Source organism: Luedemannella flava, assembly GCF_039528515.1.
Taxonomy (GTDB): domain Bacteria; phylum Actinomycetota; class Actinomycetes; order Mycobacteriales; family Micromonosporaceae; genus Luedemannella; species Luedemannella flava.
In genome coordinates this window covers 1-25,506 of record NZ_BAAALT010000177.1, presented here as the reverse complement: position 1 = coordinate 25,506, position 25,506 = coordinate 1, and the positions used below count along the sequence as shown (strand labels likewise).

The 25,506-nt window shown below is 73.6% G+C and carries 20 protein-coding genes and 1 pseudogene; 16 read left to right on the top strand and 5 right to left on the bottom strand.

The window, feature by feature from the left end; all coding sequences use genetic code 11:
- The 3 genes from ABD211_RS23995 to ABD211_RS23985 all read left to right on the top strand — a co-directional run.
- On the top strand, positions 1-1,712 hold a 1,712-nt coding region (locus ABD211_RS23995), incomplete at its 5' end, for a hypothetical protein (protein ID WP_344136185.1).
- Positions 1,709-3,265 (top strand): ATP-binding cassette domain-containing protein, encoded by a 1,557-nt coding sequence (locus ABD211_RS23990; RefSeq protein WP_344136182.1) that lies wholly within the window; start codon positions 1,709-1,711, stop codon positions 3,263-3,265. The genes ABD211_RS23995 and ABD211_RS23990, both read left to right, overlap by 4 nt.
- A gap of 234 nt (positions 3,266-3,499) precedes the next feature.
- Positions 3,500-4,687 carry an endo-1,4-beta-xylanase gene (locus ABD211_RS23985; protein ID WP_344136179.1) on the top strand — a complete coding sequence of 396 codons (1,188 nt, stop codon included), beginning with the start codon at positions 3,500-3,502 and terminating at the stop codon, positions 4,685-4,687.
- A 47-nt stretch (positions 4,688-4,734) separates the two neighbouring features.
- On the opposite strand, the gene ABD211_RS23980 is transcribed toward ABD211_RS23985, so the two are convergent.
- From ABD211_RS23980 to ABD211_RS23970, 3 genes and pseudogenes are all read right to left on the bottom strand, one after another.
- Positions 4,735-5,967, bottom strand: a complete 1,233-nt coding sequence (locus ABD211_RS23980) for a metallophosphoesterase (protein WP_425560512.1) — start codon at positions 5,965-5,967, stop codon at positions 4,735-4,737.
- Between the two features lie 70 nt (positions 5,968-6,037).
- Positions 6,038-6,649: an arsenate-mycothiol transferase ArsC gene (locus ABD211_RS23975; protein WP_344136176.1), complete on the bottom strand. Its 612-nt coding sequence runs from the start codon at positions 6,647-6,649 to the stop codon at positions 6,038-6,040.
- Positions 6,650-6,660: 11 nt separating this feature from the next.
- A pseudogene (locus ABD211_RS23970) lies at positions 6,661-7,716 on the bottom strand (polysaccharide biosynthesis protein); the annotation flags it as partial.
- A 250-nt stretch (positions 7,717-7,966) separates the two neighbouring features.
- On the opposite strand from ABD211_RS23970, the gene ABD211_RS23965 reads away from it, so the two are divergent.
- From ABD211_RS23965 to ABD211_RS23955, 3 genes are all read left to right on the top strand, one after another.
- The gene (locus ABD211_RS23965; protein ID WP_425560511.1) at positions 7,967-9,424 is read left to right on the top strand and encodes a tyrosine-protein kinase domain-containing protein; all 1,458 of its coding nucleotides are present in this window, start codon (positions 7,967-7,969) and stop codon (positions 9,422-9,424) included.
- Positions 9,425-9,485: 61 nt separating this feature from the next.
- On the top strand, positions 9,486-10,634 hold the full coding sequence (locus tag ABD211_RS23960) for a DegT/DnrJ/EryC1/StrS family aminotransferase (RefSeq protein WP_344136170.1): 1,149 nt from the start codon (positions 9,486-9,488) through the stop codon (positions 10,632-10,634).
- A 58-nt stretch (positions 10,635-10,692) separates the two neighbouring features.
- Entirely contained in the window at positions 10,693-11,328 is a 636-nt protein-coding gene (locus ABD211_RS23955; protein WP_344136167.1) for a sugar transferase, read from the top strand.
- Here the strand turns inward: ABD211_RS23955 and ABD211_RS23950 are convergent.
- A complete protein-coding gene (locus ABD211_RS23950) occupies positions 11,270-11,971 on the bottom strand; it encodes a NeuD/PglB/VioB family sugar acetyltransferase (RefSeq protein WP_344136164.1) in 702 nt (233 codons plus the stop codon). The genes ABD211_RS23955 and ABD211_RS23950 overlap by 59 nt on opposite strands.
- Positions 11,972-12,073: 102 nt before the next feature.
- Here ABD211_RS23950 and ABD211_RS23945 point away from each other — a divergent pair, with 102 nt between their 5' ends.
- From ABD211_RS23945 to ABD211_RS23935, 3 genes are read left to right on the top strand one after another with little or no spacing between them, the layout of a single operon-like run.
- On the top strand, positions 12,074-13,420 hold the full coding sequence (locus ABD211_RS23945; protein WP_344136161.1) for a hypothetical protein: 1,347 nt from the start codon (positions 12,074-12,076) through the stop codon (positions 13,418-13,420).
- Positions 13,417-14,619: a glycosyltransferase gene (locus ABD211_RS23940; RefSeq protein ID WP_344136158.1), complete on the top strand. Its 1,203-nt coding sequence runs from the start codon at positions 13,417-13,419 to the stop codon at positions 14,617-14,619. The genes ABD211_RS23945 and ABD211_RS23940 overlap by 4 nt, the downstream gene beginning before the upstream one ends.
- Before the next feature lie 4 nt (positions 14,620-14,623).
- The gene (locus ABD211_RS23935) at positions 14,624-15,847 is read left to right on the top strand and encodes a glycosyltransferase (RefSeq protein ID WP_344136154.1); all 1,224 of its coding nucleotides are present in this window, start codon (positions 14,624-14,626) and stop codon (positions 15,845-15,847) included.
- Here ABD211_RS23935 and ABD211_RS23930 read toward each other — a convergent pair.
- Entirely contained in the window at positions 15,823-16,899 is a 1,077-nt protein-coding gene (locus tag ABD211_RS23930; RefSeq protein ID WP_344136151.1) for a glycosyltransferase family 4 protein, read from the bottom strand. The genes ABD211_RS23935 and ABD211_RS23930 overlap by 25 nt on opposite strands.
- An 84-nt stretch (positions 16,900-16,983) precedes the next feature.
- Between ABD211_RS23930 and ABD211_RS23925 the strand changes: the two genes are divergently transcribed.
- Genes ABD211_RS23925 through ABD211_RS23895 form a run of 7 tightly spaced genes read left to right on the top strand, consistent with a single transcriptional unit; the run spans position 16,984 to position 25,460 of the window.
- Entirely contained in the window at positions 16,984-18,171 is a 1,188-nt protein-coding gene (locus ABD211_RS23925; RefSeq protein WP_344136148.1) for a CDP-glycerol glycerophosphotransferase family protein, read from the top strand.
- 52 nt (positions 18,172-18,223) lie between these two features.
- Entirely contained in the window at positions 18,224-19,264 is a 1,041-nt protein-coding gene (locus tag ABD211_RS23920; RefSeq protein WP_344136145.1) for a polysaccharide biosynthesis protein, read from the top strand.
- Positions 19,261-20,379: a polysaccharide biosynthesis C-terminal domain-containing protein gene (locus ABD211_RS23915; protein ID WP_344136142.1), complete on the top strand. Its 1,119-nt coding sequence runs from the start codon at positions 19,261-19,263 to the stop codon at positions 20,377-20,379. The genes ABD211_RS23920 and ABD211_RS23915 overlap by 4 nt, the downstream gene beginning before the upstream one ends.
- Before the next feature lie 8 nt (positions 20,380-20,387).
- Positions 20,388-21,635, top strand: a complete 1,248-nt coding sequence (locus ABD211_RS23910) for a glycosyltransferase family 4 protein (RefSeq protein WP_425560510.1) — start codon at positions 20,388-20,390, stop codon at positions 21,633-21,635.
- Positions 21,632-22,534, top strand: a complete 903-nt coding sequence (locus ABD211_RS23905; RefSeq protein WP_344136136.1) for an SDR family oxidoreductase — start codon at positions 21,632-21,634, stop codon at positions 22,532-22,534. Before ABD211_RS23910 ends, ABD211_RS23905 begins: the two co-directional genes overlap by 4 nt.
- Positions 22,534-23,655, top strand: a complete 1,122-nt coding sequence (gene wecB / locus ABD211_RS23900) for a non-hydrolyzing UDP-N-acetylglucosamine 2-epimerase (protein ID WP_344136188.1) — start codon at positions 22,534-22,536, stop codon at positions 23,653-23,655. The genes ABD211_RS23905 and wecB overlap by 1 nt, the downstream gene beginning before the upstream one ends.
- Complete coding sequence (locus ABD211_RS23895) at positions 23,652-25,460, top strand: ABC transporter ATP-binding protein (protein WP_344136133.1); 1,809 nt, start codon at positions 23,652-23,654, stop codon at positions 25,458-25,460. The genes wecB and ABD211_RS23895 overlap by 4 nt, the downstream gene beginning before the upstream one ends.
- Positions 25,461-25,506: the final 46 nt, after the last annotated feature.

Sequence of the window (25,506 nt, the reverse complement as noted above, 5' to 3'; positions counted from 1 at the left end):
GCGACGCCCCGCTCGCCGTACGGCTCGGCGTGCTGGCGGCCGGGCGGCGCCCCCTGCGACCCGTGGCGACGGTCGCGTTCCTCACCGCCGCGATCGGGATCGTGGTCTTCGCCGGGGCGTACCACGCGACGCTGCGGCAGGGCGCCGCCGACCAGGCCGCGTACGCCGTGCCGCTCGACGCCCGCGTCACGGTCGGCACCAGCCTGGAGCGCCCGCTCGACGTGGCCCGCCCGGCCGCGTACGCCGGCGCGGTGACCGGCGGCAGTGCGCACCCCGTGTTGCGCGCGCCCGCCGGCGTCCGGGTGAGCGCGGCCGAGACCGCCACCGCCGAGGTGGTGGGCGTCGATCCGGCCGTCCTGCCGTACGTCCGGTCGTGGGCGCACGTGGCCGGTCCGATGTCCGCGACCGGGGCGAGGGACCGCCTCGCGGTGGGTGGCGGCGCGCCGTCGGCGGGAGCCGACGGGGGCGACGGCGCGCCGCACCGGCCGGGCCTCGCGCTGCCCGCCGGGGTCGCCGGCCGGCAGCTGGCCATCCCGGTATCCGGCGACGTCGCGCTGGTCGACGTGTCGGCCTGGCTGCGGCTGGGCGACGGTCGACAGGTCGGCCTCACCCTGCGGGCCGAGCCCGGCCGGCTCACCGCACGCCTGCCGGCCGAGGCCGCGACCCTGTACGCACTGACCATCACCGAGCCGCCCGACATCGCCACCCGCCGTCAGCACCACATGGGCGAGGGTCACACCGATCTCGACGCCATCGTCGGCACGGTCACCGTTAGGCCACCCACAGTGGACGGTCGGCCGGCCGGCGACTGGGCCGGGTTCGGCGCGGCCGCCACGGACGCGGGGTTCGTGAAGGTCACGGCCGGTGCGGGTGGGCTCGATATCGCGTACCAGATCAACGGGGAACGGGTCGTGGTGCGCGCCGGGGCCGCGGACCCGGTGGGGCCGTTGGCCGTCCTCGTCGATCCGGGCACCGCGGCCCGGGCGAGCGGCGGCGTGCTGCGGCTGGCCATCGGCGGCACCGCGCCGATCGACGCACGGGTCGTCGGCGTCCTCGACCGCTTCCCTACGGTGGGCGCCCGGTTCGTGGTGGCCGACATCGACGCCCTGAGCGCGGCCCTGGACGCGCGCGACCCGGGCACCGGCGTGCCGATCGAGCTGTGGGTCCGGGCCCCCGACGGCGCGGCGGACGCGCTGACCGCTGCCCTGACCCGGGCGCCGTTCGACCGGGTCGCCGTGCAGTCGCGGGCGACCCGCGAACGGCAGCTCGCCGACGATCCGCTGGCCACGTCGGCCGGCGGCCTGCTCACCGCCAGCGCCCTGCTCGCCATGGTGGTCGCCCTGGCGGCCACGGTCCTGCTGGTGGTGACGGAGCGCCGCGACGCCGCCGGCGAGCTGTACGCCTGGGAGAGCGAAGGGGTCCCGGTGACGACGCTGCGCCGGTCGCTGTTCGTGCGGGCGGCGGCGGTGGTGCTGCCCGCCGTGCCCGCCGGGCTGCTGGTCGGCCTCGTGCTGACGCGGGCCACCACCGCGCTCGTGGCGGTGACCGCGCTCGGCACCGCGCCCGTACCGCCCCTGGCCGGCGCCGCCGATCCACTGTGGATAGCCGGCGTGCTCGGCGCGGGCCTGGCCGGAGCCCTGGCCGTCGCGGCCGTGCTCACCGCGTTCGAGCTGCGCGAACGGCTGCCCGTCGCGCCCGGGGAGGACGCGTGACCGCGGTCAGCGCCCACGACGTGTTCTGCCTGTACTCGACCCCGCGCGGCCACGTCGCCGCCCTGCGCGGGCTCACCCTCGACGTCGCGGCGGGCGAGCGGGTCGTGGTCCACGGCCCGAACGGCTCCGGCAAGACGACGCTGCTGCGCGTGCTCACCGGCGAGCGCGCGCCGAGCGCCGGCGCAGTGCGCGTGTGCGGGGTGGACCTCGGCGGGGCCGACGCCCGCGCGCGGGCCCGGCTGCGGGGCCGCCGGCTCGGGCTCGTCGACCAGCATCACGGCAGCACGCTGCGCGCCGAGCTCACCGTCCGCGACAACGTCGCCCTCCAACTACGGATCACCGGAGTACGCCCGACAGCCGCGCGCCGCCGTGCCGGCGAGCTGCTCGACCGCCTGGGGCTGGGCGCGCTCGCGGACCGTCACCCGACCGGCCTGTCGGGCGGCGAGTCCCAGCGCGTCGCCGTGTGCGCCGCGATCGCCCACGGCCCCGAGCTGATCCTGGCCGACGAGCCGACCGGCGAGCTGGACCGCGCCTCCGCCGAGGCCGTGTACGACCTGCTCGCCGCGTGTGCCACCGACACCGGCGCGGCGCTGGTCGTGGTGAGCCACGACGCGGACGCCGCCCGGGTCGCCGACCGGGTGGTCCGCATCCGCGACGGGCGCCTGAGCGAGGAGTGGGCCCCCGACGGCGCGGAGTCGCTCGTCGTGGACGACCGCGGCTGGGTCCGCCTACCCGAACCGCTGCGCCACCACACCGGCGTGACGACCAGGGTCCGCGCGGCCGCCGGCGCCGGAGGGATCGTCCTGACCGGCGCGTCACCGGCCGCCGTGCCTGCCGCCCGGGCGGCACTGTCCGGACAGTCGTCCGTCCGCGGACCCGCCGACCCGGCCGGATCCGGGCCTGGGCTGGCCGCGCTGGCGTCCGACGGCCTCGCGGCCCGGATGTCGCGGGTGGTGGTGCGGCTCGTCGGTCGGGAGGTCCTCAGTGGACACGACCTCGACGTGCCGCTCGGTGAGCTGACCGTCGTCCGGGGCCGCTCCGGCTCGGGCAAGTCGACGCTCCTGCGCGTCCTCGCCGGACTCGTCAGGCCGGACGCGGGCGATGTCACCGTCGCCGGTGTCGACCTGCGCGGCCTCGACCGGGCCGGCCTGGCCGCGCTCCGGCGCGCGCACCTGGCATTCGTCGGGCAGAGCGCCGCGCTGGTCGAGACGCTGTCGGTGGCCGAGAACCTGACCTTCGCCGCCCAGGTGCGCGCCGCCCGCGCGGACGGCGCCGACGACCGGCTGGCCGAGCTGGGCCTGGCCGCGCTGCGCGACCGACCCGTGGGGGTCCTCTCCGGCGGGGAGCGCCAGCGGGCGGCGGTGGCCCGCGCGTTCTGCGCCCGCCCGGCCATCGCGGTGCTCGACGAGCCGACCTCCCGCCAGGACGAGGCGAACGCCGAGCGCGTGGTGTCCGCCCTCCGCGCGGCGGCCGCCGCCGGCACGGCCGTCGTGGTCGCCACCCACGACCCGCTCCTCGTCGACGCTGCCGACCGGACACTGACCCTCACCTGAGCGCAGCCCCTCCGCGCCCGCGTTCCCCACGCGTCGTGTCGCGTCTCCGGACCGCGCGTCGCGTCGTCGAAAACTTTCGAGGCTCAAATCCCCTTCTTAGTTCATATTTCGAAGCCGGGTATTCCGGAACAGAGGGTTGACTAGCGTAGATGCGTGCCCGTAAAGTTCCGAGAGCATTACCGAAATGTTTCGGAATACTTTCGGACGTCGTCCCCAGTCGAAAGGGCGCCCCTGATGAAGCTCCGACGGTTCACCGTCGTCGCGGTCGCGGCCGCGGCGGTGGCCGCCACGCTCAACGTGGTGCCGGCCTCCGCCGGTCCGACGACCAAACCCGCCGACCAGAGCCTGCGGGCGGCGGCCGCGCGGCACAACCTGTACATCGGCACGGCGGTCGACTCGACCGCGCTGAACGACGCGGCCGACCCGAAGTACCGCGAGTTGGTCAAGTCCCAGTTCTCGTCGGTGACCGCCGAGAACGTCATGAAGTGGGAGAGCCTGGAGCCCACCCGGGGCACCTACAACTGGGCCCCCGCCGACGAGCTGATCGCCTTCGCCAAGGCCAACCACCAGTTGGTGCGCGGGCACGTGCTCGTGTGGCACAACCAGCTGCCCGCGTGGCTGACCGAGGGCGTCGCCGACGGCTCGATCAGCAAGACGGAGCTGCGCGAGATCCTCAAGAACCACATCACGAACGTGGTGAAGCACTTCAAGGGCAAGATCTGGCAGTGGGACGTGGTGAACGAGGCCGCCAGCGACCCGTGGGACAGCCCGTCCACCATCCACTACAAGGGTTTCTGGGCGCAGAACCTCGGCGAGGGCTACATCGCCGACGCGTTCCGGTGGGCCCGCGCGGCCGACCCGAAGGCGCTGCTGTTCTACAACGACTACAACCTTGAGGCCTTCGGCGACGGCGGCCCGTCCGACAAGGTGCAGTTCATCTACAACTTCGTCAAGAAGCTCAAGGCCGACGGCGTCCCGATCGACGGCATCGGCGCCCAGGGCCACCTCGGCACCCAGTACGGCAACTACGACGTGTTCCAGGTGTCGGACATGCTCAAGCGGTTCACCGATCTGGGCCTGGCGGCGGCGTTCACCGAGGTTGACGTGCGCAGCTACACGGCGACCGTGGCCGACTCCAACGAGCTCAACCCGCGGCTGCAGGCGTCGGCGTACAACCACAGCGTCCTGCTGCAGGCGTGCCTGTTGAACCCGAAGTGCCTGTCGTTCACGCTGTGGGGCGTCTCGGACAACCACTCGTGGGTGCCCACCTGGTTCACGGACCCGCCGGAGGGCCTGGCCACGGTCTACGACGAGACCTACCAGCCGAAGAAGGCGTACTTCCAGCTCAAGGCTGATCTGTTTCTCGCCGGCCCGCCGTACGTGCAGCCGCGCGTGCCGGTGAAGCCGAACAAGGGCAGGTAGTCGGAACCCCGTAACGGGTGGGTCGCCTGGCCAGCGCGACCCACCCGTTACGGCTGTCCGGACCGCAGCGTCAGCAGCGTGATCTCGCTGGGCGCGAAGACGCGGAACGGCGGGCCCCAGAACCCGGTGCCCCGGCTGGTGTAGAGCTGGGTGCGCGCGCCGTGCCGGGACAGCCCCTGCAGCACCGGCTGGTCGGTGCGCACCAGGAAGTGGAACGGCCAGATCTGGCCGCCGTGCGTGTGCCCGGACAGCTGCAGGTCCACCCCGTGCTCGACGGCCCCGTCGATCTGCTTGGGCTGGTGGGCGAGCAGCAGCACCGGCAACGCCGGGTCGGCCCCGGCGAGTGCGGCCTCGTGGTCGGTGCGGTGGCCGGGCAGGCCGGACCCGGCGGCCGTACGGTCGTCGACGCCCGCGATGACCAGGCGCGAGCCGCCGCGCTCCACGACGACGTGCCGGTTGTGCAGGTCCTGCCAGCCGAGCTCGCGCATCCGGTCGAGCCAGCCCTGCGCCTCGCCGAAGTACTCGTGGTTGCCCGTCACGTAGGTGCGCGCGAGCGCAGCCCGCACGTCGCCCAGCGGTGCCGACTGTTCCCGGCGCTGCTCGGGGGTGCCGTCGGCGATGTCGCCCGTGTGGCACACGATGTCGGCGTCGAGCGCGTTCACCGCGTCGACGACCCGCGCCGACCACCGCGCCCGGTCGATCGGCCCGTAGTGCGTGTCGGTGAGCAGCACCACGCGCGTGCCGTCGAGCCCGGCGCCGAGCCGGTCCAGCCGCACCTCGACCGTGCGCACGCGCGGTACCCGCATCGCCTCGGCGTACCCCCAGAAGAGCAGCACCAGCGCGATCAGGGTGACCACCGCCGCGACGAGGCGCGAGCGCGTGGGATCGGTCACGCCCAGCGCGAACAGCGCGAGGCCGGCCAGGTTTCCGATGATCGACCAGGCGAACAGCACCCAGATGACGCCGAGCAGCGTGTCGCCGGCCCGCGCGGCCACGTCGTCGCGGTGCGGCCCGTGCCCGCGGATCATGAGCACCGGCAGCGCGACGAGCGCGGCCAGGAACGCGACGGTGCCGACGACCACCGCCGTGGTCGGCCACCGCGCCGGGCCGCCGACCAGCGTCCACCACGGCACCCCGAACAACAGCGCGAGTACGCCCAGGAGCACGGCGAGGAACCGCCACCGCCCGCCGGAACGCCCCGGCGGCGCGGGCTCCGCGGCCGTCTCCACCGCGGCGGCGGGTCCGGCCGTCGCGTCGTCCACCGTCTCGCCTGTCGTCACCGCGTCCCCCCAGATCCTGGTGACGCAAGCATGCCACGCCCCCGCCCGCAGGCCGCCGGGCGCGGGAGCGTCAGCGCGGGTGCGGTGGCGTGGCGAGCGTGTGCGCGCCCGGCGCGTCGGCGAGCAGGCACAGCATGGGGTGCAGGGACGCCTGGATGAGCGTCGCGCAGGCGTACATGTCGGCGGCGGGACGGCCGACGGGGTCGGGCACGTCGTCCTCCTCGGCCGGCACGGGCTGCGCCCCACCGCGGGTGCGGTGCACCTCGTCGACCAGCACGCCCAACCGCCGGGCCGGTTCGGCCGCGTGCACGCGGGCCGCGTCGACCTCACCGGTCAACCGGGCGAACTGCCGCAGCGTGAAGGTGCGCCGCAGGGAGTCGGGCGCGAGCGTCACGCACGCGGCCCGCTGCTCGCGGGCCGCGGTGAGGACGAGGTCCGCCCGTGCCAGCATGCCGGCGTGCACCCTGCGGGTCGCGAACCCGCCGGTGTCGGCACCCATCTCCCACAGCGCCTCGGCGGCGAGCGGGTGCATGGCCGTCTCGGCGCGCGCGTGCGTGCCGGCGCTCGCCGCGGTGACGCCGACCTCGGCGAGGCCGGGACGGGTGCCGATGGCGAGCCGCAGCAGCCGCTCCGCGATGGGGGAGCGGCAGAGGTTGGCGTGGCAGACGAACAGGATGCGCATCGTGCCCGGATTCAGCGGCCGATGGCCTCGTCGCCGGTGACCAGGGCCTCGACCCGCAGTCCGCACAGCCGCGCCAGCCGCAGGGCGATCTCGTCCGCCGGGCCGGTGAGGTCGATGGTCGCGACCTCGGTCGGGTCGAGCGGCGGCACGGACACGTGCGAGATGAGCGGGTGGCGCGGCCGCACGTCGCACTCGCCGGGGCCGAACAGCTCCTCGTGCATCTTCTCGCCGGGGCGCAGGCCCGTGAAGACGATCTCGATGGGCGCGTCCGCGTGGCGGGCGAGCAGCCGGGCCACGTCCGCGATCCGGACGGGCTGACCCATCTCCAGGACGAGCGCCTCGCCGTCGCCGCCGATGACACCGGCGTGGATGACCAGCTGCACCGCCTCCTGGACCGTCATGAAGTACCGGGTCACGTCGGGGTGGGTGACCGTGATGGGCCCGCCGGCGGCAACCTGGGCGCGGAACGCGGTGAGCGCGGAGCCCCGGCTGCCGAGGACGTTGCCGAACCGCACGGACAGGAACGTGCCGTTGTAGGTGGCGGCGGCATGTGCGGTCAACCGTTCGGTGATGCGCTTGGAGTACCCGAGGACGCTGGTGGGCTGGGCGGCCTTGTCGGTGGAGAGGTTGACGAACCGCTCAACGTCGCGTGCCGCCTCGAGCACGGTCAGCGTGCCCCACACGTTGGTCTTCACCGCCTCCGCCGGGTGCCGCTCCAGCAGCGTGAGGTGCTTGAGGGCGGCGGCGTGGAAGATGACGTCGGGGCGGCGACGGCGCACGATGCGCGTGATCTCGTCGGTGTCGCGCAGGTCGGCGAGGATCAGTTCGGGGCTGTCGAGCAGGGCGCGCCCGTACAGGGAGAACTGCACGGCGTGCAGCCCCGTTTCGTCGCGGTCGAGCATCATCAGCTCGGCCGGGTGGTGCCGGCCGATCTGGCGGCACAGCTCGGAACCGATGGACCCGCCCGCGCCCGTGACGAGAATGCGTTTGCCGCCGAGGTAACCGGCCATGGCGTCCAGCCCGGTGTCCACCTGGTGACGGCCGAGCAGTTCCCTCAGGTACGGGTCGCCGCTCGACGGTAGGTATCGCTCCAGCAGGTCCGGGGAGTCGGGGGCGAGACCGTCGCGGGGGGACGGAGCCCGGCGGCCGCCGCGCAGGCGGTCGAACAGCCGGATGCGTCCTGCCAGGGTCTGCCCGTTTATGGGCTTATTTGCCCTGTTCTGCTGCAGAAAATGCATGTCCGTACGATAAGTGATTGAAGGCGCAGTATAGTCCCGTTACGCGTATTGTTGGCCGGAGACTTGGGACCATATGGGCTTGTCGGAGTATATTCGTGCAATTCGCAGGCGCTGGTGGTTCCTGCTCGTCGCCTGTCTGGCGGCCGCGCTCGCCGCGGCGGTCGTGACGATCCAGACCCCGCCGCGGTACGCGACGACGGTCACCTTTTTCGCCAACACCCCCAACCGCGGCGTGAACGAGGCGTTCCAGGGCAACCTGCTGTCCCAGCAACGCGTCAAGTCGTACGCGGACCTGCTCACCGGCGACCGTCTCGCCAAGATGATCGACCGGCGGTACAAGCTCGGTCTGAGCGTGCCCGAGATCCAGCGGCGCATCCAGGCGCGGCCCGTGCCGAACACGGTTCTGCTGCGGGTCACCGTGACCGACGGCCAGCCCGCCCGCTCGGCGCAGCTTGCCGCCGCGCTGGTGACCGAGTTCGTCGACCTCGTCCAGGTGCTCGAGCGCACCGGGCAGGGCGACGGCGCCGCAGTCGCCGTGTCGGTGGTGGACGGGCCCACCCTCAATCCCGTGCCGGTGTCGCCCCGCCCCACCCGAAACATCGGCCTCGGCGTGCTGCTCGGCCTGCTCGCCGGCTGCGCGGCCGCCGTGCTGCGGGAGAACCTCGACACGACCGTGAAGACGGCCGAGGTGCTGACCAAGGCCACGGGCGCGCCCGCGCTCGGGGTGATCCCGCTCGACGCGACCGCGCGCAAGGCGCCGCTCATCGTGGCGGCCAAGGCGAACTCGCCCCGCGCCGAGGCGTTCCGGCAGATCCGCACGAACCTCACATTCGTCGACGTCGACCGTCCGGTGCGGTCCATCGTGGTCAGCAGCGCCGAGCGCGACGAGGGCAAGTCGACGACGTCGTGCAACCTGGCCATCGCCCTGGCCACCGCGGGCGAGAAGGTGCTGCTTGTGGAGGCGGACCTGCGCCGGCCCCGGCTCGGGCACTACCTCGGCCTCGAGGGCGCGATGGGGCTGAGCAACGCGCTCGCCGGTCAGGTCGACGTGGACCAGGTCATCCAGCCGTGGGGCCACGGGCTGTGGGTGCTGCTGTGCGGGTCGCTGCCGCCCAATCCGAGCGAGCTGCTCGGCTCCGACGCGATGCGCGACATGCTCGACGTGCTGACGGCCCGCTACGACCGGGTCATCATCGACACGCCGCCCCTGCTGCCGGTCACCGACGCGGCCGTGGTCGCCGCGCGCGCCGACGGCGTCGTTCTTGTCGCGCGCAGCGCGCGGACCACGCAGGACCAGGCGCGCAAGGCGTCGCAGGCGATGCTCGCGGTCGGCGCCCACGTCATCGGCGGCGTCCTCACCATGCAACGGACCGGCCCCGGCGGCGAGGGCTACTACGGCGGCTACTACGAGCAGGACCAGCGGCACCCGTGGCACCGGCGTCCGGCCGCGTCCGACGCGGCCCGCCCGTCCGCCCGGCCCGAGCGCTACGAGCCGGGCCAGGAGGTGGGCGTGCCGTCCGGAAGGGCGGCGCCGTGAGCGAGCGGACCATCTGCTCAGAGTCTGGTCACGGTGTCCCGTCGCGGAGCGAGGACGCGCTGTGAGCGAGCGTGCGATCCTGCTGTCCGGCGCGGACGTCGGCGCCCTCGAGGCCGAGTACGTGCTCGCCGCGTTGCGTTCGGGGTGGGCCGCGCCGGCCGGGCCGGACGTCGACGCCTTCGAGCGCGACCTCGCCCTCCTGGCCGGGGTCGACCACGCGGTGGCGGTCAGTTCGGGCACCGCCGCGCTGCACCTCGCGCTGCTCGCCCTCGGCGTCGGGCGCGGTCAGACCGTGCTCGTGCCGACGCTGACGTTCGCCGCCACGGCCAACGCCGTCGTCTACACGGGCGCGGAACCGTACTTCGTCGACTGCGAGCCGGGCACCGGCAACGTCGACGTGGATCTGGTGGCCGAGGCGCTGCACCGGCTCACCCGCCAGGGCCAGCCGATCGGCGCCGTCCTGCCGGTGGATCTGTTCGGGCGGTGCGCCGACTACACGCGCCTGCTGCCGCTCTGCGCCGAGTACGGCGTCCCGGTCCTGGAGGACGCGGCGGAGGCCGTCGGGGCCGCGCACCGGGGTCGGCCGGCCGGCGGCTTCGGCGCCGCCGGGGTGTTCTCCTTCAACGGCAACAAGATCATGACGACGACCGGGGGCGGCGCGCTGCTGACGTCCGACGAACGGATCGCGGCGCGGTGCCGGTACCTGTCGACGCAGGCGCGGCAGCCGGCGGTCCATTACGAGCACACCGACGTCGGCTACAACTACCGGCTCAGCAACGTGCTGGCCGCGTTGGGGCGCGCGCAGGTCCGGCGGCTGGACCATCTCGTCGGGCGCCGCCGGGAGCTGCGCGAGCGCTACGTCAAGGCGTTCGCCAGCCGCCCCGGGGTCGAGCTGCTCGGCGCGGACGGCTCCGTCGACGACGCCCAGGCCAACGCGTGGCTCAACGTGGTCGTGGTGGATCCCGACCTGGCCGGCTGGCGGGCGGCCGAACTCGGCGCGCACCTGGCCCGGCAGGGCATCGAGAGCCGGCCGGTGTGGAAGCCCATGCACCTGCAGCCCGTGTTCGCCGACGCGCGCCGCCTCGTCGCCGGCGCCGCCGAGCGGCTGTTCGCCGACGGGCTCGTACTGCCGGGTGGTTCGGCCCTCGACGACGCGGACATCGCGCGGATCCTCGCCGCCGTCGACGAGTTCCTGGCGGCGTGGGGATGAGCGAAGGCGCCGCGCTCCGGCGCCGGGATGAGCCAGTACCGAGCGCGGAGGTGACTGGATGAACCGGGACGTCGTGAAACGGGCGGTCGACGTCGTGGGCGCGGTGGTCGCCCTGGCCGTTCTGCTGCCGGTCCTGCTCGCTGTCGCGGCGCTGGTGGTCGCGACGATGGGCCGGCCGGTCCTGTTCCGTCAGGTCCGGGTCGGCCGCGCCGAGCGCGCGTTCACGGTGGTGAAGTTCCGCACGATGGTCCCGGGCGGCGGGCTGGACACCGACGGCGACCGGCTGACCGCGGTCGGCCGGTTCCTGCGGCGCACCAGCCTGGACGAGCTGCCGACGCTCTGGAACGTCCTACTCGGACATATGAGCCTGGTCGGGCCGCGCCCGCTGCTGACCCATTACCTGGACCGCTACACCCCGCACCAGGCGCGCCGGCACGAGGTGCGGCCCGGCATCACGGGACTGGCCCAGGTGGAGGGCCGCAACCTGTTGGCGTGGGAGGACAAGCTCGACCGCGACGTCTGGTACGTCGACCACCGCAGCTTCGCGCTGGACGCGCGCATCCTGGTGCGTACCGTGGCGGTGGTGGTGCGGCGCACCGGCATAACCGCCGAGGGCGAGGCCACGATGAGCGAGTTCATGGGTGTGCCGCGGGAGCGTCCGCGGCCGGACCGGGATGGCGTGGCGCCGGTGTGACCGCGCGGCGCGCGACCGCCGGCACGCCGACCGCGACCACGCCGGCCGGGATGTCGCGCACGACCGCCGCCCCCGCGCCCACGACCGAGCCGCGCCCCACGGTGCGGCCCTGGATGATGGTGGCCCCGGTGCCCATGGTCACCTCGTCGCCGAGCACCACGGCGCCGGACACCGACACGAGCGGCATGATGGTCACGTAGTCGCCGATCACCGCGTCGTGGCCGACCGTGCTGTTGCGACTGACGTGCACGTGCCGGCCGGTGGTCACGTTGGTCGTCACGTGCGCGCCCGGCCAGAGGACGGCACCGTCGCCGAGCCGTACGTCGCGGCCGACCGTGGCGGCAGGGTGGATGAGGCTGATCGCGCGCCGGCCGATCCGGGTGGCGTATTCGTCAACGCGCCGCCGCGTGGCGCCGTCGCCGATGCCGACGCAGTAGCGCACCTCGCCCGGCAGGTCCGCGAGCCTGGACACCGGCCCGAGGCAGGCGGCGCCGACACGGGCCAGTCGCGCGGTGTCCGGCGCGCCGTCATCGACGAAGCCGAGGAAGTCCAGATCCGCGCCGTGCTCGCGGGCGTCGCGCAGCACGTCGAGTGCCTCGCGACCGGACCCGCCAGCGCCGACGATCACTACCTTATATCCCATTTAGCTATAGTCTCAGACTATATATGTGCTATCGAATGGTAGGACCTTGATGATCACTGCACCGGTCGTTTCGCCTGGGTGGTCCGCCCGAGCATGAGAGCCGTGCCCACGACCGCCTGGTTCGCCGCCGGCGCCGCCGTTCTCGCGGCCGATGCCCTGTCCGGGATCGAGGCTACGACCTACGCGGCGGCGGCTATCGCCGTGCTGTCGATCGCCCTGGGCGTCACGATCTTCCTACGCCACGGCGGTGAGCAGATCACGGTCGCGGGAATCTACAGCCTGGCCTTCGCGGTCTTCGGTGGTTTCGCGGGCATCTACCTGGTGCTCAACCCGTCGGCACAGGTGACCCCGGGGTACCTGCTCGCGGCGGGGTCGATCGCCTACGCCGGCCAGGTTCTGATGTGGGCGATCTTCTGGACCGGCAGCGGCGGCGCTGTCGCCCGCCGGGCCGTGTTCGCCGACCGGCCGTCGGTGTCCACGGTGATCGTCGGTGTGGCACTCATCGCCGGAGCGGTGTTCGTGTTCGGGGGGATCCCGGGCCTCGGGATCGTTTCGGCCGCGTGTGGCTTCGTCGGCGTCGTTCTCGTCGCCGTGGGCACGCAGTGTGCGGGGCCCGGCCGCCGGATGCTGTGGTGCGTACCCTCGATCGCCGCCTTCGCGGTGTACTACACGCACCTGTTCGGCGGGTGGGGGCGCATCGTCGTCGTGTCGCTGGCCATCGCGGTGGTCATGGTGCTCTGCCATCGCCCCGTCGGCCGGTTCGTCAAGCCCGCCATGCTGGTGTCCGTCGGGCCGGGACTCGTCGCGCTGTCCCAGATCCACGGATCCGGGTTCGGATCCGAACTGTCGCGCGAGCGGGGGATCGGATCCGTCGTGAGCCCGCTGGAGTCTTTCGCCGTCCTGCTCGCCCAGCACTTCGACGGGCTGTTGCCCGTCGCGTTCGGGCGCACCTTCCTGGCGGCAGCCGTCGCGCTCGTGCCACGTGCCTTCTGGCCCGACAAGCCGGTCGGCTTCGGCGCCGAACTGGTGCCGTACATATCGCCGGACCTGACCGGCACCGCGCAGTCCGACGCGGCGCTCTTCCAGGGCGAGTGGCTCTTCAACTTCGGCCTTCCCGGCCTGCTGCTGATGGTGCCGGTGACAGGCGTGCTCGTGCGTTGGCTCGACGACCTGTTGGCCCGCGCGACCGCGCGTCCGCTGGGCACGCTGCAGGCCAACCTTCTCTATGCCGCGGTGCTGATCGCGGGCACCGGCGTCATCGATCTCGTGTGGGTCGGAACGTTCAGCTACGCCGCACGCGCCGGCGCGCGGTTGGCCGTACTCGCCGCGGTTCTCGCCGTGGCGCGGCTGTTGCGCGCCCGGTCGGGCGAGACGCTCGAACCGGGCGCCGGACCCGGGTGGCCACCGACGCCTACCGGCGGACTGGTCGACGCCGGGCGATCCGGGTGAGTGCGCCGGTGCGGCAGGTGCTCATGACCTGCGCCGTATTCGAGCCGGGCACCCGCGGCGGCGGGCTGGTGCCGGCGGTCGCCGGTACGGTGGACTCCGCTCCACCGGACGTGGAGATCCGCCTGGTCACGCTCGACCGGGACATCGGCGACACGCATCCCTATCCCGGGCTGTCGGGCCGCTGGGTGTCGCGCGGCCGCGCGCTGGTGTTCTACCTCGCCGCCCGCAGCCCGCATCAGTGGCTGCGGCTGTTCGGTGTGCTGCGTTCCCGGCGCTACGACGTGCTGCACGTCAACGGCGTGTTCGCCCCATTGACCGGCGCGTTCCTGGTCGCCGCCCGTCTGCGCCTGATCCGGTGCCGTCTGCTGCTGGTCTCGCCGCACGGTGAGTGCGCGCCGGGCGCGCTGGCGATCCGTGCCCGGAAGAAGCGGTGGTACCTGCGGTTCCTGCGTGCGCTGCTGCGCGGCGCGGACACCAGGTGGCACGCGAGCACCGCGTTCGAGGCCGCACACATCGCCGCCGTGTTCCCCGGCGCCCGGGTGGTGACCCACCACCTTCCGGTCGACCTGCCCGCGCGGGCCCGGCCACCGGCGTGTGCCCCTGCCGACGTGACCCGGACCGTCTTCCTGAGCCGCATCGCGCCGAAGAAGAACCTCGGTACGGCGCTGCGCGCGCTCCGGTTCGCGACAGGGCCGCTCCACCTCGACGTCTACGGCCCGGTCGAGGACCCCGCGTACTGGGCGCGGTGCGCGGCCCTGATCGACGCGTTGCCGGCGCACGTGACCGTCCGCCACCGCGGCGAGGTACCGCCCGGCGCGGCGATCGACGTCTTCAGCCGCTACGACGCGTTCGTGTTCCCCACGCGCGGGGAGAACTTCGGGTACGTCATCGCGGAGAGCCTCGCGGCATCGTGCCCGGTCATCTGCTCGGCGGAGACGCCGTGGACGTCGGTGCTGGATGCCGGCGGCGGGACGGTCGTCGGCGAGTCGTCGCCGCGGGCATGGGCCGACGTGCTGAACGCGTTCGCCGCGCTGTCACCCGGCGAACGGGCGGTCGCACGGGCGCGGGCCGGCGAGGCGTACGACGCGTGGCGCGCGGAGCGGACGGACGGCAACCTCTTCGCGGGCGCGTGGGCGCGTCAGCCGTCCGGGAGGGTGCGCGTCGGCCCCGGTCGTGGCGTACCGGGCGGTCGGAGATGAACCTGTGAGATCACCACGGAGAATCGCCGTAGTCACGCACGACTGTGACGTCCACACAGGCGTCGACTCCATCACGTCGTGGCTGCGCGACGGCCTGACCGCCACGGGCGACTACGACGTCCACACGCACTATCTGGCGACCTCGTCGCGCGACCGGCGCAGTCGCCGCCTCACCGTGCCGTCGTCCTGGCTGCGCCGGTCGCTGCGCGAGCGCCGGGGCACGGAGCACCGGTGGGGCGCGAACGCGGTCGAGTTCGAGCCCATGCGCTACCGACCGCGCCGCGAGCTGACGGGCGCGTTGGCCGGGTACGACCTCATCCAACTGGTCGTGGGTAGCCCGGTGTGGGGGGTGACGACGGCCAACGCGAGGGTGCCGGTCGTCATGCAGGTGGCCACCCGGTTCGGTTGGGAACGGCCGGTGCAACTGGCCGACCAACCGGTCCTCCCGCGCACCTGGCGGCGGGCGATGACGGCGCTGGTGAGCCGGCACGAGGCAGCCGGCCTCCTGGCCGTCGACACGGTGCTCGTGGAGAACGAGGCGATGTACGGGTGGGCCACCTCGATCGGCCATCCGTCGGTCCGCAAGGCGATGCCCGGGGTGGACACCGACCGGTTCTCGCCCGGCCCGTCGGGTCACCGGCCGACAGGCCACCTGCTGTCCGTGTGCCGCCTCAGCGATCCGCGCAAGGGCCTGCGGCGACTGGTCGACGCGTACGCGGCGATGACGCGTCGTCGATCGTCGGTCCCGCCGCTGGTCATCGCCGGGTACACCGCGCCGCCCGACGAGCTGCGCGGCCGCGTCCGGGAGCTCGGCCTCGACGACCGGGTCGTCGTCAGGACGGACGTCCCCCCGGACGACCTGGTCGAGCTCTACCGCGGAGCGTCGCTGTTCCTGCAGTCGTCGTGGGAGGAGGGCCTGGGCATGTCGGTGATCGAGGCCATGGCGTGTGGCCTGCCCATCGTCGCCACGGAGACGGCCGGCAGCCGGGAGACCGTCGCGCCGGGCGTGAACGGCTGGCTGGTGCCGCAGGAGCCCGCAACCGAGGTGCCGCTGGCCCTGGCCGAGCGGGCGCTGCAGGTCCTCGCGGACTCCTACGACAGCTACTGCGCCCGCAGCCGGGAACGTTGCCTACGCCTGTTCTCCTCGGACGCGGTCCTGCGGCACTTCACCGACGCGTACGACGAGCTGCTGGCCGCCCGGGCTCAGCCGGCGAGCGCGCCCAGGTAGGCCCGGGCGTACGTGGCGGGGTCGTGGCGCCGTGACGCGACCGCGTAGGCCCGCTCGACGAGCCCGGCGCGCAGGGGCGCGTCCGCGCTGAGCCGGGTGAGGACGGCCGCGAGGCTGTGCGCGTCGCCGGCGGCGTAGACCATGCCGGTCTCCAGATGCTCGACCAGTTCCGCGGCGCCGCCCTGGTCGGGCACCACGGCCACGACGCCGGCCAGCTGCGCCTCGACGATCGTCCGGCCCATGGCCTCCTGCGGGTTGGCCACGACCAGGATGTCGATGCCGTCCATCGCCCGGGCCCGGTCCACCCGGGCCTGAATGACGTGGCGGTCGGGCAGCAGCCGCACGCACAGGTCCTGCACCCGCTGCCGGTACCCGGTGCGGCTGTCCGCGCGGTCGCCGCGGATGACCAGCTCCAGGTGCGCGGGCGCCGCGCTGACCGCCTCGATGACGACCGGGTGGTTCTTCTCGGGGTCGATCCGGCCGACGATCCCGACGACGCGACCCGCGTTCGCCCGGCGGGTGGCCTGCGTGGGCGCCCGGACCGGTCGGTAGATCGTGGTGGAGTCGACCGGGAGGTCCGCGAGGCTCGCGGCGACGTAGTCGCTCACCGAGATGACGGTGTCCATGCGGGGCGCGAACCAGCGCAGCACCCGGGAGGCCCGTGGGGTGGAGATCTTGTCGTGGAGGTCGAGCACCATGCGCTGACCCCGCCGCTGGACGAGCTTGACCAGGCTGCCCGGGATCACCAGGTGGAAGTTCTCCAGGACCACCACGTCGTGCGCCAGCAGGAGCCGGCTGTGGCGCAGCAGCCAGAGCATGTCGTGCAGGCGGGGCAACCGCTGGACGCGGCGCTTGTCGAGGGCCAGCACCACGGTCGGCCCGACCTCGGTCGCCCACCGCTGTGCGAGCGGTTCGCTGCGGCACAGCAGGGTCTGTCGCACGTGCCCGCGGGCCGCGGACGCGAGCGTCAGGACGCTCTCCTCGGCTCCCCACCAGTCGCGTGACGCGGTGACGAAGACGACGGAGGACACAGCGGCGGTGCGGCCGGACATGTCCCTTCAACGAGCCACCTCGGGCCATGGTGCCGTGACCAGGCAGGACATCTGATCGTTCACCAAAATTAAGGTGTCGGGCAGATGGGGGCTCCCGTGACGTTGACCGAGGCCGTCGCGTCGTTGGCGAAGAACGCGGTGCGCGTCGCGCTGGAGCGCCTCTTCCCGGTGGTGCCGACGCTGCGCCAGCGGGTCGTGCACGGCTACCCCGTGCACGAGGGCAACAGCGTCGAGGTCGTGCGATGGCTCGCCGACAACTATCCGGGCCGCGTCTACTGGCTCGTCGACCGCGGCGCCGACGTGCGGTGGCTGCTGCGCGGCACCCGCGAGCCGCAGCGCGTGCGGCTGCTGCCGCCGCGCAGCGTGCGGGCCCTGCTGGCGTACGTTCTCGCGGAGCAGGTCTACTTCACCCACGGCCTGTTCCAGTGTCCACAGCCCCGCGGTCGGCGGGTGTTCATCAACCTCTGGCACGGCGACGGGCCCAAACCCAGCTCGCGGCTCGACGCGCCGCGCCGCCCGCGCAGCACGCTGCTGGTGGCCGGAACCCGGGTGTACGGCCTGGAGAAGGCGGCGGCGTTCGGCACGCCGCCACACCAGCTCGTCGTCTGCGGCAACCCCCGCATCGACCAGCTCGCCCGGCCGATCTCGGACGGGCAGCTCGGGCGGCTGGGCATCGCGCCGGACCGGCCGTTCATCGTGTGGGCACCGACCTTCCGCCGGGCGACGGTCGCCGGCAGTGCCGGGTGGTCCGACGCGCCGACCCTGAGCAGCACCCTCGCCGACCCCGGGGAGGTGCGCGGGATCGCGCGTATCGTCGACGGGTTCGGGCTTCAGCTTGTCGTCAAGCCCCATCCGCTCGACGCCGACGACTACGGCCGCTACGGCATGCCGGTCGTCACGGACCGCGAACTGGCCGCGTGCGAGGCGACGCTGGGCGGGTTCCTGGCCCGCAGCGCGGCCCTGGTCACCGACTACTCCAGCATCTGGATCGACTACCTCCCGTTGGACCGGCCCATCGCCTACTTCTGTCCGGACCTCGAGGCGTACACGGAAGGTCGGGGCCTCAGCCACCGCGGCATCGAGTCCAGCGGCGCCGGGCCGATGCTGCGTCACGCGGAGGACTTCCGCGCGTTCTGCGCGGCGATCCGGGCCGACCGCACCACCGGTGCCGACGTGCGGCGGGCCCGCATCGACGACCTCGGCGTCGTCGTGCAGTTCGGCGCCACCCGCCGACTGTTCGAGGCTGTGGACGGACGCCCCGTGACCAGGTGATACGTAAGATCGTTGAGCCAACGCGGACGTCCGAGCGCGGAGGCGGTGGGTCATGGGCATCGGGGTGGCGGGGTGCCGGGCGCTGATCACCGGGGGCACGGGCTCGTTCGGGTGCACGATGGTGCGCCGGCTGCTCGACGGCGACGCGGCCGAGGTGCGCGTGCTCAGCCGCGACGAGGCCAAGCAGGACGCGATGCGCCGCCAGCTGAGCGACGAGCGGGTGCGCTACCACGTCGGTGACGTGCGCGACCGCGCCAGCGTCGACCGGGCCGTGCGCGACGTCGACTTCGTGTTCCACGCGGCCGCGCTCAAGCAGGTGCCCTCGTGCGAGTTCTTCCCGCTGGAGGCCGTGCGCACCAACGTGCTCGGCAGCGCGAACGTCATCGACGCGGCCGAGGCCGCCGGCGTGCGCTCGGTCGTCATGCTCAGCACCGACAAGGCCGTCGCGCCGGTCAACGCCATGGGCATGACCAAGGCCCTCATGGAGAAGGTGGCGCAGGCGCACGCCCGGGACAACCCGAACAGCCCCACGACCGTGTCCTGCGTGCGCTACGGCAACGTGATGTACTCCCGCGGCTCCGTCATCCCGCTGTTCATCGAGCAGATCCGGGCGGGCCAGTCGCCGACCGTCACCGACCCGACGATGACCCGGTTCCTCATGTCGCTGCCCGAGTCCGTGGCGCTGGTGGAGCACGCCTTCACACACGCCCGACCGGGCGACGTGTTCATCCACAAGGCGGCGGCCAGCACCGTCGGCGACCTGGCCGCGGCGCTGTGCCAGCTCTTCGGCGCCCCCGAGAAGATCGAAATTCTGGGCGTACGCCACGGCGAGAAGCTGCACGAGACGCTCGCCGGCCGTGAGGAACTCGCCCGCGCGCAGGACTTCGGTGGGTACCTGCGGGTGCCGGTCGACTGCCGGGACCTCAACTACGCGCTCTACTTCCATGACGGTGACCCGACCGGCCTCGCGGCGACGGACTTCACCTCCGCGAACGCGCGCCGGCTCGCCGTACCCGAGATTGTGGAGCTGTTGCGCGCGCTGCCGCAGGTGCGCGCGGAGCTTGCCGCCCACGACCCGGCGCTGGCGTCATGAGGCTCGCCGTCACCGGGGCGGGCGGCTTCCTCGGGTGGCACGTGCGCGTGCTGGCGCGGGCGCTCGGCTGGCCGGAACCGGTGGCGGTGGCACGCGCCGAGCTGGCCGACCCGGCGGCCGTCGCTGCCCGGCTCGACGGCGCCGACCGCCTGGTGCACCTGGCGGGCGTGAACCGCTCCGGCGACGGGCGCATCGCGCACGACAACGTGGCGTTGGCCCGGGCGGTGGGACGCGGGCTGCGCCGGTGCGCCGCGCCGCCCAAGACGGTCGTCTACGCCAACTCGCTGCACGCCGGCAACGGCACCCCCTACGGGGACGCGAAGGCCGCGGCCGCCGCCGTCCTGGCCGAGGCGTGCGTCGACGTCGACTTCGTCGACCTGCGGATGCCGCGCGTGTACGGCGAGCACGGGCGGCCGTTCGGTGCCTCGGTCGTCGCGACGGTGTGCTACCAGTTGGCCCACGACGCGGTGCCGACCGTGCCGCCCGACCAGGTGCACGAACTGGCGCACGCCACGGACGCGGCGGCCGCGCTCGTCGACGCCGGCCCCGGCGGTTGCTGGGACACCCGCATGCCGGTCCTGCGGCTCACCGGGCACGAGCTGGCGGAGCGGCTCACCGCCATGGCGCGGACGTACCGGCTCGGCGAGATACCCGCGCTGACCGACCGGCACGACGTGCGGCTGTTCAACACGTACCGGTCGATGTGCTTTCCCAGGAGGTACCCGATGCCGCTGGTGCGGCACGCGGACGCGCGGGGTGACCTGGTCGAGCTGGTGCGCTCGCACGGCGGCGCGGGGCAGGCGTTCTGCTCGACGAGCCGGCCCGGCGTCGTCCGGGGCGAGCACTTCCACCTCGCGAAGGTCGAACGCTTCGCGGTGCTGCGCGGCACCGGCGAGATCGCGCTGCGTCGGGTCGGCGAGCGCGGCGTCGTGCGGTTCGCGGTCAGCGGTGATCACCCCGTCGTGGTCGACATGCCCAGCATGTGGGCGCACCGGATCACCAACACCGGCCCGGACGAGCTGTTGACGGCCTTCTGGGCCAACGAGATCTACGACCCGTCGCAACCGGACACGTACCCCGAACCGGTGGGACCGGCCCCGGCGGTGGCCGCGTGAGGATCGGCATGATCACGGAGTGGTTCCCGCCCGAGCCCGCGTTCATCCCGGGCGGCCTCGCCCCGGAGCTGGCCGCCCGCGGCCACGATGTGCGGGTGCTGACCGGCTTCCCGGCGTACCCGCTGGGCCGCACGTATCCGGGCCACCGGCAGCGGTGGCGGCACGTGGAGTCCGGGGCGGTCGGTGCGGGGACACTGACCGTCCGGCGCGTTCCCGCGTACCCGAGCCACGACCTCTCGGCGGCCCGGCGCAGCCTCACCTATCTGTCCTTCGCGGCGACGAGCGCGATCGCGGCCAGGAGCTTCCTGCGCGACGTCGACGTCGTGTACGTCCATCACCCGCCGGCCACCGCGTACGCGGCGGCGCTCGCGCTGGGCCGGGTGCCGACCGTCGTCCACGTGCAGGACATGTGGCCGGAATCGGTGACCGCCTCGGGCATGACCCCCGGCGGGCGGGCGGGTGCCGCGCTCTACCGGACGCTGGACGCCACCATGCGCGGCATCTACCGCAGGGCCGACCAGCTCATCGCGATCTCGCCGACCATGGCGGACGTGCTGGTGCGGCGCGGCGCCGATCCGGGCCGGACCCGCGTCGTGCTCAACTGGGCCGAGGAGGGCAACCTCCGCCCGGTGCACCTCACCGCCGCGGAGCGCGCCGAGCTGGTCGCGCCGGAGAAGTGCACGGTGCTGTTCGCCGGCAACATCGGCGAGTTCCAGCGGGTCGAGACGGCGATCCGCGCGGCCGCCGCGACCCCCGGCGTCGACCTCGTGTTCGTGGGCTCCGGCACGCGCGAGGCCGCCGCACGGGCGTACGCGGCGCAGCTCGGCGCGACCAACGTGCGGTTCCTCGGTCGGCGGCCGGTGCAGGAGATGGCGCGCATCTCCGCGGCGGCGGACTTCCACCTGGTCATCCTCCGGGACCTGCCCGTCTTCCGGGGCATGATCCCGTCGAAGGTGCAGGCGGCGTTGTGCTGCGGCGCACCGTTGATCGTCTCGGTGGCGGGTGACTGCGCGGAGCTGGTGACCACGGCGCGGCTCGGGTTCGCGTGTCCGCCGGAGGACTGGCAGGCCCTCGCCGCCGCGTTCGCCGCCGCGGCCGCCACGCCGGCCGCCGAGCGGGCCGGGATGGTCGAGCGCGCCCTGCGGACGTACGCCGAGCGCATGTCGCTGCGGTCCGGGGCGGACCAGATCGAGGACGTGCTGACGAAAGCGGTGGGCCCGCGCCCGAGGACCCGGAGGGAGCGCTCGAGACCATGAAACGTTCTTCTGTTCCGGTGGCCGCGACGGGGTTGGGCGGGCTGGTCGGCAGCCGGGTCCGGGCCGGCACGGCCGGCGAGGTGGACTGGCTGCCGCTCCAGGTCGACATCCGCGAACCCGACGCGACGCTCACGCGCGTGGCCGCGACGCCCGCCGACGTGGTGGTCAACTTCGCCGCGTTCACGGACGTGTCGGCCGCGTACGCGCAACGCGGTCGCGAGGACGGCCCCTGCTTCCGGACGAACGTCCTCGGCGCCCGGCACCTGGCGCGGGCCTGCGCGCGGGCCGGCAAGCACCTGGTGCACATCTCCACCGACTACGTCTTCGCCGGCGACCGCGCGGGCGTCTACACCGAGGATGAGCCCGGCGACGCGACCGAGGACTGGTACGGCTTCACGAAGCGCCTCGCGGAGGACGAGATCCGCGCGCGGTGCGACGGCGCCGCGATCGTCCGCATCGCGGCGCCCTTCTCCGCCCTGCCCGGGGTGAAGGAGGAGGTGGTCGGCGCCGTCCTGCGCCAGTTGGGCGAGCGGACCCTCCCGCCGATGTTCGTCGACCGGGTGTTCACCCCGACGTGCATCGAGGACCTCGCCGCACTTCTGGTGGCGGTCATCCGCGGCCGGGTCGCGGGGACCTTCCACGCGGTGACCACCCAGCCTCTCTCGCCCTACGACTTCGCCGTCCTGATCGCGGACGCCTACGGGCGGGACGCGGGGCGGGTGCGCCGGGGCGAGCTCGCCGACTATCTGAGCCGGGGCGGCCGGCCGTACCCGCGACGACTCGCGCTCGCCAACGCGGCGACCGGGGACCGTCTCGGCGTGTCCCTCCGGGACGTCCCGACCTGCCTCGCGGCGATGCGGGCGACGGCGATGACGGGAACCGCCGCGTGCCGAGGGTGATGACGGTGGTGGGCACCCGGCCGGAGATCATCCGGCTGTCGCGGGTGCTGACCCGCCTCGACGCGACCGTCGACCACGTGCTGGTGCACACGGGACAGAACTGGGACCCGTACCTGTCGGACGTGTTCTTCACCGAGCTGCGCCTGCGCGCGCCGGACCGGCTGCTGCGGGTGGACACCGCGTCGCTGGGGCGGGTGCTCGGCGGCGTGCTCGTCGGCGTGGAGGAGGCGATCCGCGAGGTGCGCCCCGACGCGCTGCTCGTGCTGGGCGACACGAACAGCTGCGTCGCGGCGCTCATGGCCCGCCGGATGGGCGTGCCGGTCTACCACATGGAGGCCGGCAACCGCTGCTTCGACCTCAACGTGCCGGAGGAGACCAACCGCCGGCTCGTCGACCACGTGTCGGACTTCAACCTCGTCTACACCGAGCACGCCCGGCGCAACCTGCTCGCCGAGGGCCTGCACCCGCGCCGGATCCTGCACACCGGCTCGCCGATGCGCGAGGTGCTGGCGCACTACCGGCCCGACATCGAGGCCTCGACGGTCCTGGACCGGCTCGTGCTCGACCCGGGGGAGTACTTCGTGGTCAGCGCCCACCGCGAGGAGAACGTCGACCACCCGGACCGGCTGCGCCGGCTGCTCGACTGCCTGCGCGCCGTGCGCGAACGCTGGGGGCTGCCGGTGCTCGTGTCGACCCATCCGCGTACCCGCAAGCGACTGGAGGCGGGCGCGGGCATCGCGCTCGACGGCGTGGTGTTCCACGAGCCGTTCGGCTTCCTCGACTACGTGAAGCTGCAGACCCGGGCGCGGTGCGTCCTGTCCGACAGCGGCACGGTCAGCGAGGAGGCCGCGATCCTCGGCTTCCCGGCCGTCACGCTGCGCGAGTCGATCGAGCGGCCGGAGGCCCTCGACGCCGGCGGCATCATCATGACCGGCCTGGAACCGCCCGGCGTCCTCGACGCCGTCGAGGTCACGGTGGCGCAGGTCGCCGCCGACGGGGTGCCGTGCCCCGCGGACTACGAGGTGCCCGACACGTCCCGACGCGTCGTCGACTTCATCCTCTCCACGGTGCGCCGCCACCACGAGTGGGCGGGCCTGCGGCGCAGGGAGGTGGGGTCGTGATCCGGGTGCTGCTGCGGGCGGTGGCGCTGCTGGACCGGCGCTCCCGCGCCGGGTTCGTGCTGTCCGTCCCCTTGTCGGCGGCGGTGATGCTGCTGGAGTTGGGCGGGTTCGCTGCGCTCGCGGCCACCGTGCAGGTGCTCGCGGTGCCCGGCCTGCTGACCGACGGCAACCCGGGCACGCTGGTCGGGGCGCTCCAGTCCGTCGTCGGGCCGGTCACCCCCGGCACGTTCGTGGCCGTGGTCGGCGGCGCGACGGTGGCGTTGCTGCTGCTGCGCGGCCTGGCCGCGTCGGCACTGTCGTACTGGCAGTCCGGGCTGGTGGCGCGGGCCGAGGCGCGCCTGTCGACGCGGCTGTTCCGGTCGTTCTTGGGCGCAGACTTCCAGTTCCACCTGCAGCACCACTCGGCCGACCTGGTCCGCACCATGAACACGTCGGTGCGGTCGGTCACGCTGCGCGTCGTCCAGCCGGGCACCTCGATGATCACCGAGGCTACGATGATCACCGGCCTCGGCGTGGCGCTGCTCGTCATGGAGCCGCTGCCGGCGCTGGCCGCGATCAGCGTGCTGGGCCTGTCGACCGGGATCTACCTGCTGCTCCTGCGGCGGACCGCACGTCGCGTCGGGGTCAACGACGAGCGGCAGGCCGCCGCCATCCAGCGGATCATCCAGGAGGGCCTCGGCGCGGTGAAGGTGCTGACCGTACTCGGCCGCCGCGACCACGTGGCGGGCCGGTTCGTCGACGCGCGCGCCGAGTCCGCCGAGACGGTCCGCACCGTCCTGTTCATGAGCACCACCCTGCGGTACTACCTGGAGTCGGTGGTCCTGCTGCTCGCCGCGGCCGTCACCGCCACCGCGATGATCGAGGGTCGCGCGTCGGGCCTGGCCTCGATCGGGATCCTGCTCGCCGGCTGCATGCGGCTGCTGCCCTCGGTGCAGCGCTTCGCCGCCGGGTGGAACACGGTCCGCGTGGGGGCCGGCGGCGTCGACACGCTGGAGGCGGCCCTCGCCGCGGTGGCGGCCAGCCGGCACCCGACCGCGCCGGAGCGCGGGCAAGCGGAGCCGCTGCGGCCGTTCGCCCACGCGATCGAGCTGCGCGACGTCAGCTTCCGCTACCCGGACCGCGCCGTGGACGCGCTGTCGTCGGTGAGCCTGCGGGTGCGCCACGGCGAGTCGGTGGGCATCGTGGGCCGCTCCGGCTCGGGCAAGACGACGCTGGTGGACGTGCTGATCGGCCTGCTCCGACCGGATACGGGCGGCCTGTACGTCGACGGCGTACGGGTCACGGACGCGAACCTGGCGGGCTGGCACGCCCAGATCGGGTACGTCCCGCAGGAGACCGTGATCGTCGACGACACGGTGCGGCACAACGTGGCCCTCGGCCTGGCCGCCGACCAGATCGACGACCGGCGGGTGCGGCACGCCCTGGACCAGGCGCAGCTGCTCGACACCGTGCTGGGCCTGCCCGACGGGCTCGACACCCGGATGGGCGAGCGGGGCGTACGCATGTCGCAGGGCCAGCGCCAGCGGATCGGCATCGCCCGCGCGCTCTACCACCAGCCGCGGGTCGTCGTCCTCGACGAGGCCACGGCGGCCCTGGACAGCGCGACGGAGGCGCAGATCGTGGCCACGTTGGAGCGGCTGCGGGGCGAGCTGACGTTCATCATCATCGCGCACCGGCTGTCCACGGTGGAGCGTTGCGACACCCTGATCCGGCTGGAGCACGGCCGGGTCGCGGCGGTCGGCGCGTTCGATACGGTGACCATGCCGGTTGGGGCCCGGGCGGCGGCCGGCGGGGCCGGCGCGTGACGGATCCCGGCACGCCGGGCGGCGACGCGCCACCTCCACCGCGTCC

Bases quoted from the DNA above. Each gene is read 5' to 3' on its own strand.
- ABD211_RS23950 (WP_344136164.1), bottom strand. From the start codon at position 11,971: ATGGGATATAAGGTAGTGATCGTCGGCGCTGGCGGGTCCGGTCGCGAG.
- wecB (WP_344136188.1), top strand. From the start codon at position 22,534: ATGACGGTGGTGGGCACCCGGCCGGAGATCATCCGGCTGTCGCGGGTG.
- ABD211_RS23920 (WP_344136145.1), top strand. From the start codon at position 18,224: ATGGGCATCGGGGTGGCGGGGTGCCGGGCGCTGATCACCGGGGGCACG.
- ABD211_RS23955 (WP_344136167.1), top strand. From the start codon at position 10,693: ATGAACCGGGACGTCGTGAAACGGGCGGTCGACGTCGTGGGCGCGGTG.
- ABD211_RS23975 (WP_344136176.1), bottom strand. From the start codon at position 6,649: ATGCGCATCCTGTTCGTCTGCCACGCCAACCTCTGCCGCTCCCCCATC.
- ABD211_RS23925 (WP_344136148.1), top strand. From the start codon at position 16,984: ATGGGGGCTCCCGTGACGTTGACCGAGGCCGTCGCGTCGTTGGCGAAG.
- ABD211_RS23930 (WP_344136151.1), bottom strand. From the start codon at position 16,899: ATGTCCGGCCGCACCGCCGCTGTGTCCTCCGTCGTCTTCGTCACCGCG.
- ABD211_RS23985 (WP_344136179.1), top strand. From the start codon at position 3,500: ATGAAGCTCCGACGGTTCACCGTCGTCGCGGTCGCGGCCGCGGCGGTG.
- ABD211_RS23905 (WP_344136136.1), top strand. From the start codon at position 21,632: ATGAAACGTTCTTCTGTTCCGGTGGCCGCGACGGGGTTGGGCGGGCTG.
- ABD211_RS23910 (WP_425560510.1), top strand. From the start codon at position 20,388: ATGATCACGGAGTGGTTCCCGCCCGAGCCCGCGTTCATCCCGGGCGGC.
- ABD211_RS23915 (WP_344136142.1), top strand. From the start codon at position 19,261: ATGAGGCTCGCCGTCACCGGGGCGGGCGGCTTCCTCGGGTGGCACGTG.